General features: G+C 70.9%; 9 protein-coding genes and 2 tRNA genes. 4 read left to right on the forward strand and 7 right to left on the reverse strand.

What is annotated here, in order from left to right; all coding sequences use genetic code 11:
• Positions 1 to 157: 157 nt before the first annotated feature.
• A complete protein-coding gene (locus SLUN_RS06940; RefSeq protein WP_108147655.1) occupies positions 158 to 2365 on the forward strand; it encodes an elongation factor G-like protein EF-G2 in 2208 nt (735 codons plus the stop codon).
• A gap of 166 nt (positions 2366 to 2531) precedes the next feature.
• Positions 2532 to 4187 (forward strand): AbeC-like domain-containing protein, encoded by a 1656-nt coding sequence (locus SLUN_RS06945; RefSeq protein ID WP_108154571.1) that lies wholly within the window; start codon positions 2532 to 2534, stop codon positions 4185 to 4187.
• Between the two features lie 37 nt (positions 4188 to 4224).
• On the opposite strand, the gene SLUN_RS06950 is transcribed toward SLUN_RS06945, so the two are convergent.
• The 4 genes from SLUN_RS06950 to SLUN_RS06965 form a co-directional block, all read right to left on the reverse strand.
• Positions 4225 to 4782 (reverse strand): HIT family protein, encoded by a 558-nt coding sequence (locus SLUN_RS06950; RefSeq protein WP_108147656.1) that lies wholly within the window; start codon positions 4780 to 4782, stop codon positions 4225 to 4227.
• A gap of 80 nt (positions 4783 to 4862) precedes the next feature.
• Positions 4863 to 6839 (reverse strand): threonine--tRNA ligase, encoded by a 1977-nt coding sequence (gene thrS, locus SLUN_RS06955; protein ID WP_108147657.1) that lies wholly within the window; start codon positions 6837 to 6839, stop codon positions 4863 to 4865.
• Positions 6840 to 7056: 217 nt separating this feature from the next.
• Positions 7057 to 8301, reverse strand: coding sequence for a hypothetical protein (locus tag SLUN_RS06960; protein WP_108147658.1), 1245 nt, complete (start codon positions 8299 to 8301; stop codon positions 7057 to 7059).
• Positions 8301 to 8867, reverse strand: coding sequence for a DUF4365 domain-containing protein (locus SLUN_RS06965; RefSeq protein WP_108147659.1), 567 nt, complete (start codon positions 8865 to 8867; stop codon positions 8301 to 8303). Before SLUN_RS06965 ends, SLUN_RS06960 begins: the two co-directional genes overlap by 1 nt.
• Before the next feature lie 172 nt (positions 8868 to 9039).
• Here SLUN_RS06965 and SLUN_RS06970 point away from each other — a divergent pair, with 172 nt between their 5' ends.
• Positions 9040 to 9765: a 3'-5' exonuclease gene (locus SLUN_RS06970; RefSeq protein ID WP_108147660.1), complete on the forward strand. Its 726-nt coding sequence runs from the start codon at positions 9040 to 9042 to the stop codon at positions 9763 to 9765.
• Positions 9766 to 9827: 62 nt separating this feature from the next.
• Here SLUN_RS06970 and SLUN_RS06975 read toward each other — a convergent pair.
• Positions 9828 to 9899: transfer RNA gene (locus tag SLUN_RS06975), tRNA-Val, on the reverse strand.
• Between the two features lie 39 nt (positions 9900 to 9938).
• Positions 9939 to 10385: an SRPBCC family protein gene (locus SLUN_RS06980; protein ID WP_108147661.1), complete on the reverse strand. Its 447-nt coding sequence runs from the start codon at positions 10383 to 10385 to the stop codon at positions 9939 to 9941.
• A gap of 93 nt (positions 10386 to 10478) precedes the next feature.
• Between SLUN_RS06980 and SLUN_RS06985 the strand changes: the two genes are divergently transcribed.
• Positions 10479 to 13061, forward strand: a complete 2583-nt coding sequence (locus tag SLUN_RS06985) for an SCO7613 C-terminal domain-containing membrane protein (RefSeq protein WP_108147662.1) — start codon at positions 10479 to 10481, stop codon at positions 13059 to 13061.
• 95 nt (positions 13062 to 13156) lie between these two features.
• Here SLUN_RS06985 and SLUN_RS06990 read toward each other — a convergent pair.
• A tRNA-Val gene (locus SLUN_RS06990) sits at positions 13157 to 13228 on the reverse strand.
• Positions 13229 to 13274: the final 46 nt, after the last annotated feature.

Consider the following 13274-nt stretch of genomic DNA (forward strand, 5'->3'; position numbering starts at 1 on the left):
GACGTATGGACGCACCGTGACGTGAGTGGAAAGCTCGAAAGACCACCGCGGGCATCGCCGGAGCTGCACCCGAATGCCGTCCGGGGCCTTCTACACGGCTCCCCGCACCCGCGGCCCCCTCTCCTCACCGTGAAAAATCGATCGGGAGGCAAGAATCATGGGCGACAAGGCAAACGCACACCCCGGAGCCGCCGGCAGGGCAGCTACGGCCGACCGGCCCTCTTCCGTACGGAATGTGGTACTGGTCGGCCACTCCGGATCGGGCAAGACAACATTGATCGAGGCCCTCGCGCTGACCGCGGGAGCGGTCAACCGGGCGGGCCGGGTCGAAGACGGAGGAACGGTCTCCGACTACGACGAGATCGAGCACCGTCAGCAACGTTCCGTACAGCTCTCCCTCGTCCCCGTCGAATGGGGCGGGTACAAAATCAATCTGCTGGACACTCCCGGATATGCCGACTTCGTCGGGGAGCTCAGGGCCGGTCTGCGAGCCGCGGACGCGGCCCTTTTCGTTGTGTCGGCTGCGCAGGAGGCCGATGCGATCGCGGGCGCGACCCGCATGGTGTGGGAGGAGTGCGCGGCCGTCGGGATGCCGCGGGCGATCGTCGTCACTCATCTGGAGACCGCGCGCACCGACTTCGAGGAGCTGACCCGGGTCTGCGGCCGGATCTTCGGCGGGGACGACCCCGACGCCGTACTGCCGCTGTATCTGCCGCAGTACGGGGCCCGGACCCCCGACGGCCACGCCCCGGTCACTGGCCTGGTCGGACTGCTCTCCCAGAAGATCTTCGACTACTCCTCCGGCGAGCGTAAGGAGACCCTGCCCGATGCCGAGCAGACGCCGCTGATCGAGGAGGCCCGCAATCGGCTGATCGAAGGGATCATCGCCGAGAGCGAGGACGAGACGCTCATGGACCACTATCTCGGCGGCGGCGAGATCGACATCAAGACGCTGATCGAGGATCTGGAGAAGGCTGTCGCGCGCGGCATCTTCCACCCCGTGCTCGCGGCCGCACCCGCGCCGGAGGGCGCCAAGGAGGGCCTCGGCACTGTCGAGCTGCTCGAGCTGATCACGGGCGGATTCCCGACCCCGCTGGAGCCCGTGGCCCCCGCCGTCACAACCCCGCAGGGCGCACCGCGCCCGCAGATCAGCTGCGATCCCGAGGGCCCGCTGGTGGCCGAGGTGGTCAAGACCGCCTCGGACCCCTACGTCGGCCGGATCTCTCTCGTACGCGTCTTCTCCGGCACCCTGCGACCCGACGACACGGTGCATGTGTCGGGCCACGGGCTCGCCGACCGCGGGCACGAGGACCATGACGTCGACGAGCGCATCGGCGCGCTGTCCGCGCCGTTCGGCAAGCAGCAGCGCCCGCTCCCCCAGGTCATCGCCGGCGACCTCGCGTGCGTCGCGAAACTGGGCCGGGCCGAGACCGGGGACACGCTCTCGGCGAAGGACGACCCGCTGCTGATGGAGCCCTGGACGATGCCCGATCCGCTGCTGCCGGTCGCCATTCAGGCGCACAGCAAGGCGGACGAGGACAAGCTCTCCCAGGGGCTTTCGCGGCTGGTCGCCGAGGATCCGACGATGCGTCTGGAGCAGAACCGGGCCACGCACCAGGTGGTGCTGTGGTGCATGGGCGAGGCGCATGTGGATGTCGCGCTGGAGCGGCTGCGCAGCCGGTACGGGGTCCAGGTCGATGTGGTGCCGTACAAGGTGTCGCTGCGGGAGACCTTCGGCGACCGGTCGTCGGGCCGCGGGCGCCATGTGAAGCAGTCCGGTGGGCACGGCCAGTACGCGATCTGCGAGATCGAGGTGGATCCGCTGCCGCCGGGGTCCGGTATCGAGTTCGTCGACAAGGTCGTGGGCGGTGCGGTGCCGCGGCAGTTCATCCCGTCCGTGGAGAAGGGGGTACGCGCCCAGGCGGCGCACGGCGTCGCGGCCGGGTACCCGCTCGTCGACGTACGGATCACGCTGCTGGACGGGAAAGCGCACTCGGTGGACTCCTCCGACGCGGCCTTCCAGACGGCGGGCGCGCTGGCGCTGCGGGAGGCGTCCGCGGAGGCGCGTATCGATCTGCTGGAGCCGGTGGCCGAAGTGCGGGTGCTGGTCCCGGACGAGTACGTGGGTCCGGTGATGAGCGATCTGTCGGGGCGGCGCGGCCGGGTGGTCGGCACCGAGCAGGCCGGCGGGGCGCGCACGCTCGTACGGGCCGAGGTGCCGGAGATGGAGATCGGGCGGTACGCGGTCGATCTGCGGTCCATCTCGCACGGGACGGGCCAGTTCAGCCGCTCGTACGCGCGTCATGAGGCGATGCCTCCGCAGGTGGCCGCCAGGGTTCGCGAACCGTCCGAAAACGGGGCGTAGTTGACGCTGCCGCCCGCCCCGCCCCCTTGCGGCGGGCGGCATTTCACGGTCCTCTGACGAAGGCGGCACACCCCCGATACGCTGTGGTGCCCAGCTCAGAAGGTGTGCGGGGCGCGATAGTTGGGAACAGGCCGCAGTGCGGACGGGTGCGGCGATGGGGGCGGTAGTGGCCAACAACGGTTTTGATTTCACTCCCGGGGCTCAGGTCCCTCTCCTGGGCTCGGCCGGGCAGACGGCGGCGACACATGCGCTCGCCTCGGCCGCGTACCGCGACAGTCCCGTCGCGGATCTCCTCAAAGCCAACAGCGAGTGGCACAAGTCCGATGTGAAGAAGGGCAAGTTCTCGCTCTTCGAGCCGAATCTGGGCGAGGCGTTCTCGCGTGCCGTGCAGGTCCGGATGCTGGGCGGCGCCCGCAAGGCCCTGATCCAGTCCTTCGGCACCGAGCCGCAGGCCGTGGTCGAGCACTGTCTGGCCGCCACCCGTATCCGCAAGGAACGGGACTCCAGGCTCACCGCCGTGATGGCGGCCTTCGGGCTGCTCTTCCTTCCCGGACTGCTGCTCTGGCTGGGGGTCTTCCAGCTCCGCCGCACGATCGCGGGCGCCCAGAACAAGCGCGCCGGGGCGCTGGGCACCCTGCTGCTCGTGGCCATCGGCCTCCTCGCCGTGATCTTCCTGGTGCGGCTGCCGTTCGGCGGGTTCTGGGCGTACTACGTACGAGGCATGATCGTCGCCCCGGTCGTCGGCTGGGTGCTGGCCAAGCGGATCTGCGAGTCCACGGCGAAGGACATGCGCGCCCGCTGGACGAACCTCCTCGATGGCGGCGGCATCGGCGCGAAGGTGCCGGAGGCCGTGCCCGGAAGCCCGGGCGAGACCTCGCGCGAGCAGCTGCGCCAGGGCCTGGAGAAGCTCACCGCCGAGCAGCAGTCCAACGCCGTCTTCTACGCCGGCCCCAAGGGGATACTCGGCATGGGCACCCGCTGGGGCAGCTGGCAGCTGGCCGAGGAGCTGGTCTCCAAGGAGGCCGGCAAGGAGATCAACCAGTTCCGCAGCTATGACGTGATACGGGCGATCCACGACAAGCTGAAGCTGCTGGAGCGCGGTCCGCTGAACTCCGGCGGCTTCCCCACTCCGTCGGTCAAGCACTGGATCGTGGCGCCGGTCGGTGAGAACGCCGGGGAGGTGTCCCGGCCGGACGGCCAGGACGTGGACACCTTCCAGGTCAAGAACCACGAAATACAGCGGATCTGCAACCACCAGCAGTTCGGCGGCGGAAACCGCCACTATCTGGGCGTGCAGTTCACGCTCTGGGACGGCCAGTTGGTGATCACCATGATGATCACCGTGACCGTGCTCCACGAGACGCTGCGCGTCGAGGTGACCGGGCATGCGCTCGGCCCGGTGCACTCGCTGTTCACCACCAAGCCCAAGCCGAAGACCGTCACGGTCGCCAAGACGGTCCGGTTCTGGGAGACGGTCGACCGGCAGCTGCCGCTGGTGGAGGCACCCGAGGTGGTGCGGCTCGCGGTGCGCGCGCCCTTCACCTGGTACCCGCCGCTGCTGGACTTCCTGGGCGGCAAGCTGGTACTGCCCGAGCCGTTCGGACTGCGGCACGCCTGGGCGGAGAAGCCCTGGCGGCACCGGTTCATGGCGGACGACGCGATGCGCGCGGCGACGCCTGTGCTGCGTGTGACGCATGCCGCGGCGATGAAGGTGCTCGAGGAGAACGGCGTGGACACCGAGCGCTTCGGTAACCGCTCCATGGTCGTCAGCGCTTTTGTCCAGGACCCGACACCTCGCACGGCCGATCTCTACGACGCGTAGCGGTGCCTGGCCCGAGGGCCTGATCCGGACGACAGGCCTACGCGGGCCAGGCCTCGGCCAGCATCTTGCGCGTATCGGCGAGAAGCTGCGGCAGCACCTTGGTGTGCCCGACGACCGGCATGAAGTTGGTGTCCCCGCCCCAGCGCGGCACGACGTGCTGGTGCAGATGCGCGGCAATGCCGGCTCCGGCGACCGTGCCCTGGTTCATCCCGATGTTGAAGCCGTGCGCCCCCGAGGCCTTGCGCAGCGCGGTCATCGCGTGCTTGGTGAACAGCGCGAGCTCGGCGGTCTCCGCCTCGTCCAGCTCGGTGTAGTCGGCGACGTGCCGGAAGGGCACCACCATCAGATGCCCGCCGTTGTACGGGTAGAGATTGAGCACCGCGTAGACGCGCGAGCCGCGGGCGATGACCAGCCCGTCCTCGTCCGACTGGGAGGGGATGGAGCAGAAGGGACAGCCGTCGTCGGCCCCTGGCCCGGTCGGCTTGTTCTCGCCCTGGATGTACGCCATGCGATGTGGCGTCCACAGGCGCTGGAACGCGTCCTGCGTCCCCACTCCGATCTGCTGCTCCGGCTCACTCGTCATGCTGTGCAGCATATGACTTCACCCGGCCGGGAAGGCCAGAGACCCCCGCAGTGCCGATCGCACCGCGGGGGTCTCGTATGCCGTGTCCCGGGTCAGAGCTGGACGCGCTCCTCGACGACCTTCGCGATCTTCGCGATGGCCTCGTCGACCGGGATGCCGTTCTCCTGCGAACCGTCGCGATAGCGGAAGGAGACCGCGCCGGCGGCCATGTCCTCGTCGCCCGCGATGACCATGAAGGGCACCTTCTGCTTCTGGGCGTTACGGATCTTCTTCTGCATACGGTCCGACGAGGAGTCCACCTCGACCCGCAGCCCCTTGGCCTTCGCCTTGGCGGCGAACTCCTGGAGGTACGGGATGTGGGCGTCACCGATCGGGATGCCGAGCGCCTGCACCGGCGCGAGCCAGGCCGGGAACGCGCCCGCGTAGTGCTCGAGCAGCACCGCGAAGAAGCGCTCGATCGAGCCGAACAGCGCGCGATGGATCATGACCGGGCGCTGCTTGGTGCCGTCCGGACCGGTGTACTCCAGGTCGAAGCGCTCGGGCAGGTTGAAGTCCAGCTGGACGGTGGACATCTGCCAGGTGCGGCCGATGGCGTCCTTCGCCTGCACGGAGATCTTCGGGCCGTAGAACGCGGCGCCGCCCGGGTCCGGGACCAGCGGGAGGCCCTGCTTTTCGGCCACCTTGCGCAGCGTCTCGGTGGCCTCCTCCCAGACCTCGTCGGAGCCGACGAACTTCTCCGGGTCCTTGGTGGAGAGCTCCAGATAGAAGTCGGTCAGGCCGTAGTCGCGCAGCAGGTTCAGCACGAAGGTCAGCGTCGAGTCGAGCTCGTCCGCCATCTGCTCCTTGGTGCAGTAGATGTGCGCGTCGTCCTGCGTGAAGCCGCGGGCCCTGGTCAGACCGTGCACGACGCCCGACTTCTCGTACCGGTACACGGTGCCGAACTCGAAGAGGCGCATCGGCAGTTCACGGTAGGAGCGGCCGCGCGCATCGAAGATCAGGTTGTGCATCGGGCAGTTCATGGGCTTGAGGTAGTAGTCCGTGCCCTCGTCCAGCTGCATGGGCGGGTACATACCGTCGGCGTACCAGTCGAGGTGGCCCGAGGTCTCGAACAGCTTCCCCTTGGTGGCGTGCGGGGTGTAGACGAACTCGTACCCCTCCTCCTCGTGCCGCTTGCGCGAGTAGTCCTCCATGACCCGGCGGACGACGCCGCCCCTGGGGTGGAAGACCGCGAGGCCGGAGCCGATCTGGTCGGGGATGGAGAACAGGTCCAGCTCGGAGCCGAGCTTGCGGTGGTCGCGCTTCTCGGCCTCGGCGAGGAACTCCAGGTGCGCCTTCAGCTCCTCCTTGGAGGGCCAGGCGGTGCCGTAGATGCGCTGCAGCATCGGGTTCTTCTCGCTGCCACGCCAGTACGCGGCGGCGTTGCGCATCAGCTTGAACGCCGGGATGTTCCGGGTGGTGGGCAGGTGCGGACCGCGGCAGAGGTCCTTCCAGCACAGCTCACCGGTCTTGGCGTCCAGGTTGTCGTAGATGCTCAGCTCACCGCCGCCCACCTCGACGTCCGCACCGTCGTCGGAGGAGGCGGAGCCCTTGATCCCGATGAGCTCCAGTTTGTACGGCTCGTCCGCGAGCTCCGCGCGAGCGGCCTCGTCGGTCACCACCCGGCGGGAGAAGCGCTGGCCGCGCTTCTGGATCTCCTGCATCTTCTTCTCGATGGCCTTGAGGTCATCGGGGTGGAAGGGCTTGTCGACATCGAAGTCGTAGTAGAAGCCGTCCTTGACGGGCGGGCCGATGCCGAGCTTGGCGTCGGGGAAGAGTTCCTGCACGGCCTGCGCCATGACGTGCGCGGTGGAGTGGCGCAGGATGCTGAGGCCGTCCTCGGAGGAGATCTCGACGGGCTCGACCTCCTCGCCGTCCCTGATCTCCTGCGCGAGGTCCTTGAGCTCACCGGCGATGCGGGCGGCGACGATGGTGCGCTCGCCGGCGAAGAGGTCGGCTGCCGTGGTGCCCGTGGTCACCACGCGCTCTTCCCGCTCGGAATCGCGTTGGATGATCACACGGACGTCTGACACCGGTCTCTCCTGACTGAGGGGGCTCGCGCATGGCGTACCGCCATGGCACTACGGATCCTACCGAGGCGGGGACGTCACTCGCGAAACGGTTGTTCCGAGCTGGGGCTCCGCCCCGGACCCCCGTACGGCCTTCGGCCGTGTCCTCAATCGCCGGACGGACTGACAATGTCAGCCCCGCCGGCGATTGAGGGGCGGAGCCCCAGGTACGGGAACCCCGTCACTCCCCCTGGCACGCCTCCTCGAAGAAGTCCAGGTTCTCGTACAGCGACTTCATCAGCCGGTCCCGCTCCGCCTCATCCACCTGCACCGGCACCACGTTCGACGCATCCGTCAGCCGTCTGAAGCCCCCGCGGCTCTCCAGCCGGCCCACCACCCGGATCGGCAGTCCGACCAGATGCGCATGGCCCGCCGTACGGTACGAGTCCTCGTCGAGCGCCACCCGCACATGCGGCACCTCCGCCCCGGCCAGCACCCGCAGGCGTACCGTCCCCTCCCCGCGCGGGCCCGAGCGCCGCATCCGGACCACCGCGCCCGTGATGCGGACCGGCACGGACGGCTCGTCCTGGAGATAGCGCGCGCCCGCCTCGCGCAGCGCGGGCAGATCCCCCGGCGAGAACTCCACCGCCTCCGACCGCGGCGCGAACCCTTGCGGCACTCCCGCCGCGGGCGACCACTCCAGCGCGATCCGCGTCCCCTCCGAGCCGCGCACCAGCGCGATCACGGCGTCCGTCAGCTCCCGGCTCACACCTGCCTGCACCGCCGCGTCGAAGGCCTCCATACCGCCGGTCGCCCGCTGGTAGTCGGCGGCCTCCCGGGCCGCGTGGAGCGCCTGGTACAGCCGGACCGTGATCGCGCGACCGCTCTCCACCGGCACGAACGCGGTGAGGGTTCGCCCACCGGGCGCCGGTCCCACCAGGACCCCTTCCAGCGAGGCCTGCGCCTGCCGCCGGTGCCGCGCGCCGTAGTAGCCCGCCCGTCCGCGGGCGGCGAGCGCCCCCGCCATCAGCATCTGCCGGGCGGCCGCCCGCAGTTGCTCCTGTACGGTCCACGAGGCGGCGCCCAGAGGCCCCTGCGGCACATCGCGCCACCACCGGATCTCGTCGCTGGGCACGGTCAGCCCGACCAGCACCTCACGGGCCGAGGGCGCGGCGCTGCGCGCGAGCGCGACGAGCGCTTCGCCCAGCAGATCCTCACAGTCCGGGAAGGCCCTGCTCTCCGGTACGAGCAGACTCGTTCCGCCCGCGCCAGGACCCGGCGGCGTCCAGCGCGCATAGCGCCCCACCGCTCCCCCGCGCCGCCGCCAGCCGTGCCGGTCGAGCAGCGCGCCGAGGACGACGGGGTCGACCTGCGCCGGGTCCGGCTCCCCGTTCCCGTACCAGACTCCCGGCACGTCTCCTGTTGGATGGGGGCGTGTGCCTGGCGGTGTCACTTCGTCGACGGACTCGTCGAAAGGCCGGTGCATCAGGGTTTCCCTCCCGCCCCGACCCTCGTCATGATCTCGCAGAGCGCCCGGTCGTCGAAGATCCGTGAGGTCGGTATCCGCACAGTGGTCCTGCGCCTGCCCGTCACCGGGTGGCCGGCCAGGTTGGTCCAGTAGCAGCAGTGCCGCAGATCGAGCCGGTCGTGACTGGCGCGCAGCCACTCGCCCTGGGTCCGGGGGACGAGCATCACGACAAGGATCTTGTGCACCGAGACGGGGGTGCGGGCCAGCTTCACCAGGTGGTCGTTGTCGAGCGTGAAGGAGAAGGCGGGGCCCGGCGGGTGCGGGGGGATCTGGTACGTGCACTTGAGCTGCACCTTGATGGTCACCTCGTCGTCGACCGTGTGTCCGGCTGAGCTGTGACTGACATGCCAGTCGATGCCGTTGTCGGGAAACGGCTGCGACAGCGAGCAGCCGGCCGCCGCGGCGACCGCGTGCAGATAGCCCACCTGGAGTGTCTCCATGCAGGCGGTGGTGGCGAGTGCGCCGCGCAGCGGAGCTGTCCGCTGGGGCAGCAGCCCGCCCGGTTCGGGCTGCGCGAGCGCCATGGCTCTTCGTGCCTTCCGGGCTGTGCCGATGAGTGTCCCCACAACGGGGCGTCAACTTCCGTACCCCTCATCTGTGTTGTCACCGTCCTGAGTACGGCGCAAACAGCCCGGGTATCACCGATTCGGGCAGGGGGATCTCGCCATCTGCCAGGCACCTGCGAGGAGTTCGGGGATGACGCTCTGGTATGACGGCCCCCTGGCCGCATTTGACACTGAGACCACCGGAGTCGACGTCGAGGAGGACCGGATAGTTTCGGCCGCCGTCGTCGTCCAGGACATGACGGGCGGACGGCCGCGCGTCACACGCTGGCTGATCAATCCGGGGGTGCCCGTACCGCCGGGCGCCACCGAGGTGCACGGGCTCACCGACGACCATCTGCAGCGCAACGGCCGCTGGCCGGCGCCGGTGATGGAGGAGATAGCCAGGGCGCTGGCCGAGCAGTGCGCCGTCGCCCGGCCGCTCGTGGTGATGAACGCGCCCTTCGATCTGACCATTCTCGACCGCGAGCTGCGGCGGCACCGGGCTTCGTCGCTCGGCCGCTATCTGGAGAACGTCCCGCTGTGCGTACTGGACCCGAGGGTCCTGGACAAGCATCTGGACCGCTATCGCAAAGGCCGCCGCACGCTCACCGATCTGTGCGCGCAGTACGAGGTGGTGCTGGACGGCGCCCATGACGCGGCCGCGGACGCGACGGCGGCGCTCGAGGTCGTACGGGCGGTGGCGCGGCGATTCGCCTCGCGGATGGAGCGGCTGTCGCCGGCCGAACTGCACACCTTGCAGGCGGTGTGGCACGCGGCTCAGGCGCGCGGGCTGCAGGCGTGGTTCGCCCGCAGTGGCACTCCCGAGATGGTGGACCCGGCGTGGCCGCTGCGGCCCGAACTGCCCGCGGCAGCCTGACCCGTGCCTCACTCCGTACAACAAGAAAGCCGGTCCGTCATCGACGGACCGGCCTCTCCCGGTGGGCGATACTGGTTTCGAACCAGTGACCTCTTCGGTGTGAACGAAGCGCTCTCCCACTGAGCTAATCGCCCGGGAACGCACTGAACCATACAGGCCCCTGCGGGTTTCCTTCAAACTCTGCCGAGGTACGCCGTGAGCCCGCGCCGTCCGCCGCGCATCATCGCCGCGTGGTTGGCGACGAAGACCGGCCGGCAGGGCAGCGCCAGCCGCCTCATCAGCGGCTTGCGCACCTCCACCTCCTGTTCGTACACGGCGCGGGTGCCGGAGCCGTCCTCTTTCAGCGTCCACCGAGCCCAGCCCTCGAGGTCCCCCTCCATGCCCGCTTCGAGAACGCCGGCGGACGGGTCGTGCCGCTGGGCGCGGGCGGTGATGAGCAGGTCGTACGGGAGGAAGGAGCGGAAGCGCGCTGTGCCGGTGTGCTCGTCGACCGGGGTCACCTCGCGGACCTGCGGCCACCACAGGGGATAGTCCTCGGCCCGCTCCAGCACCGCGTACACCGCGTCCGGGCGGGCGGTCAGGTCCCAGACGGTGCGGAAGCGGAAGTGACTCCAGTTCATGGGACCAAGTCTGCTCCCGCGGCGGCGTACTCACTCGCGATCTGAGTATCCGCACGCATGCCATGAGGTGTGGCGGGGGCCACACTTCCGGCCATGGAGAACGTTCCGCCACCCGCCGAGGAACTGGCGATCCTCGACCGCGAGCTGGTCCGACTGGACGCTCGCCGGGCCCAGTTGCTGGCCCGCAGAGCCTGGCTGCTCAACGCGATACGGCCGCCGGCCGCGCCCGCGATGCCCGCCGCACCGGTCGCGCGGCCCTTCGCCGCGCCGCCGTCCGAGGCCTCGCCCCCGAATGTGCAGAACCTGCTGCTCACTCTCGGTGGCATTCTGCTGACCATCGCCGCGATTGCGTTCACGCTGGTCAGCTGGGGTCACTTGGGCATCGGCGGGCGCTCGGCAGTGCTCGGCGCCGTGACGGTCGCGGCGCTCGCCGCGCCGGTCGCGCTGCTGCGCCGACGGCTCACCTCGACCGCCGAGGTGGTGGCCGCGCTGGGCCTGGTGCTGATGGTGCTCGACGCGTACGCACTGCACCGGGTGGCACTGGCCGACACCGACGGGCTCGGCTACGCGGCCTTCGCATCGGCGGCGCTCACCGCGCTCTGGGCGGCGTACGGGCTGTCGCTGGACGAGCTGCGGATTCCCCTGCCGGTGGCGGCGCTCACCGCGCAACTCCCGCTTCCGCTCTGGGCGCTGACCGGCGCTGCGGGCGCGCCGTCGATGGAGTGGGCGCTGCTGGCGACCGCCGCGCTCGATGTGGCGGTCGCGCTGTGGGCGAAGCCGGCCGGCGTACGGGCCATCGTGGCCACCGGTGGCGCGACGACGGGCGGTTGGGCGCTGCTGATCGGCGGCTCGCAGTCGCTGGCGGCGGACACGCCTCTGGAGGCGATCCCGCCTGCCGTGCTGCTGCTCGCGGCGGCAGCCCTGGCACTGTTCGCGGCCTGGCGCGCACCGTCGGCCGCGGTCGCGTCCTCCGCGGCCGCGGGTCTCGCGGTGATCGCGGCGGTGGGCGGCGTGGTTCGCGCGGGGGTGCCGGAGGGGTGGGCGGTTCTGGGCTATCTGCTGTGCGCGGTGGCCCTGTTGGGGCTCGTACGAACGGGCCTGCCGGGCCGGCTGACCACTGGGCTGAACGGCGCGTCCGGCGCCGTGCACGCACTCGCCGTCCTCTGGTCGCTGCCGCTGGTGGCACTCACACTGGCGGGTCCGCTGACCGGCTTGGAGGACATCTGGTCGGGCGCGCCGGCGGGCGCCCGCGAGGCACTTGGCCTCGACCTTCCGCCATCGGCCCTGCCGGCACCCCCGGTGATCCTGCTGCTGGTGGCCACGGTCCTGGCGGCGGCCTCCCGCCTGCCGTGGCCGGGCGCGGCCGCCGCGGCGACCCCGGGCACGCCGGGCCCCACAGAGGGACCCTCCGGACCCGCCGGGGCTCCGGGCACCTCAGCGCCCACCGGCGCGGCAGCGGGCGCCGCCTGGGGCGGCTGGGCTCCGTCAGGCGGTGCCGGGGCGGCCCGGCCCGCCGGGCCCGCGGTCTCCGGTGTCGCCCGGCGGGCCCTCGCCGCCTGCGGTGCCCTCGTCCTCGCCTGGGCAGGGCTGCTCGTGCTGCCGTCCTCACTGGACCTCAATTACCCGGCGACCGTGACGCTCCAGCTCCTCCTCACCGCGGCCGCCCTCGCGCTCGCCGTGCGCCCGGGGTGGGTCACCCGGCACGCACCCACCGGTGACGCCGTCGCCCTGGCCTGCGGCCTCGTCGGCGCCGTGAGTGCCGGCCTGCTGTCCCTGGCCACCCGCCCCGCGACCTTCGCGGTGCTCGGGACCCTGGTCGTCGCGTTCGCGGCGGCAGCGGTCACCACCAGGGCGCACCGGGCCGTACAGGCAGTTCTCGCCTGTGCGGGGACCGTCTTCGCGACCGCGCTCGTCGGTGCCGTCGGCGCCGCCGCCGAACTCCCGCCTCACCGCGTCGCGTTGACGCTCCTCGCCGTCCCCGCCGCGGTGGCCCTCCTCGCCGCCCGGCCGGGCCGCCACCCGGTCGCGCTCCCGATGGAGTTCACCGGCGCCTCGGCGGGCCTCCTCGCGGTCGCACTCGCCACCGGCCACCGGCCGACCCTGGCCCTGGTGCTCGCGCTCTGCGGCGTGATCGCCGCGGGCACCGCAGTGCGGGCCGAGCGCCGCCCCGCCGCCGGATACCTCGCGGCGGTGCTGTTCGTACTGGCCACGTGGGTGCGGCTGGCCGCTTCGGACATCGCGTCCCCGGAGGCGTACACCCTGCCCGTCACGGTCCCCGCGCTCGTCGTGGGAGTTCTGCGCCGCCGCCGCGACCCGGAGGCGCCCTCCTGGACGGCGTACGGCCCCGGTCTCGCCGCGACGCTCGTGCCGAGCCTCTTCGCGGCCTGGGGCGACGAGCACTGGCCGCGTCCGCTGCTGCTCGGCCTCGCGGCCCTGGCCCTGACGCTCGTCGGCGCCCGCCTGCGTCTCCAGGCGCTGCTGGTGCTCGGCGGCGCGGTGCTGGCCCTCGACGCGCTGCACGAGCTGGCGCCGTACGTGGTCCAGGCCGTCGGCGCGCTGCCCCGCTGGCTGCCGCCCGCGCTCGCCGGTCTGCTGCTCCTCGCGGTGGGCGCCACCTACGAGCAGCGGCTGCGCGACGCCAGGAAGCTGCGGGACACCCTCGGCCGGATGCGCTGAGCGGCAAGCACGGGACGGGCACCGGACAGACACCGGACAGGCACGAAAACGCCGAAGGCCCGGAGACGTTGACGTCTCCGGGCCTTCGGTCCGGGTGGGCGATACTGGGTTCGAACCAGTGACCTCTTCGGTGTGAACGAAGCGCTCTCCCACTGAGCTAATCGCCCGGGCACTCGGGAAACATTACCCCATGTCAGCGAGTCCCCCCGACCA

Source organism: Streptomyces lunaelactis, assembly GCF_003054555.1.
Taxonomy (GTDB): Bacteria; Actinomycetota; Actinomycetes; order Streptomycetales; family Streptomycetaceae; genus Streptomyces; species Streptomyces lunaelactis.

Coding starts and splice junctions, on each gene's coding strand:
- SLUN_RS06960 (WP_108147658.1), bottom strand. CDS start 8,301: ATGCACCGGCCTTTCGACGAGTCCGTCGACGAAGTGACACCGCCAGGC.
- SLUN_RS06985 (WP_108147662.1), top strand. CDS start 10,479: ATGGAGAACGTTCCGCCACCCGCCGAGGAACTGGCGATCCTCGACCGC.
- SLUN_RS06950 (WP_108147656.1), bottom strand. CDS start 4,782: ATGCTGCACAGCATGACGAGTGAGCCGGAGCAGCAGATCGGAGTGGGG.
- SLUN_RS06965 (WP_108147659.1), bottom strand. CDS start 8,867: ATGGCGCTCGCGCAGCCCGAACCGGGCGGGCTGCTGCCCCAGCGGACA.
- SLUN_RS06970 (WP_108147660.1), top strand. CDS start 9,040: ATGACGCTCTGGTATGACGGCCCCCTGGCCGCATTTGACACTGAGACC.
- SLUN_RS06980 (WP_108147661.1), bottom strand. CDS start 10,385: ATGAACTGGAGTCACTTCCGCTTCCGCACCGTCTGGGACCTGACCGCC.
- SLUN_RS06940 (WP_108147655.1), top strand. CDS start 158: ATGGGCGACAAGGCAAACGCACACCCCGGAGCCGCCGGCAGGGCAGCT.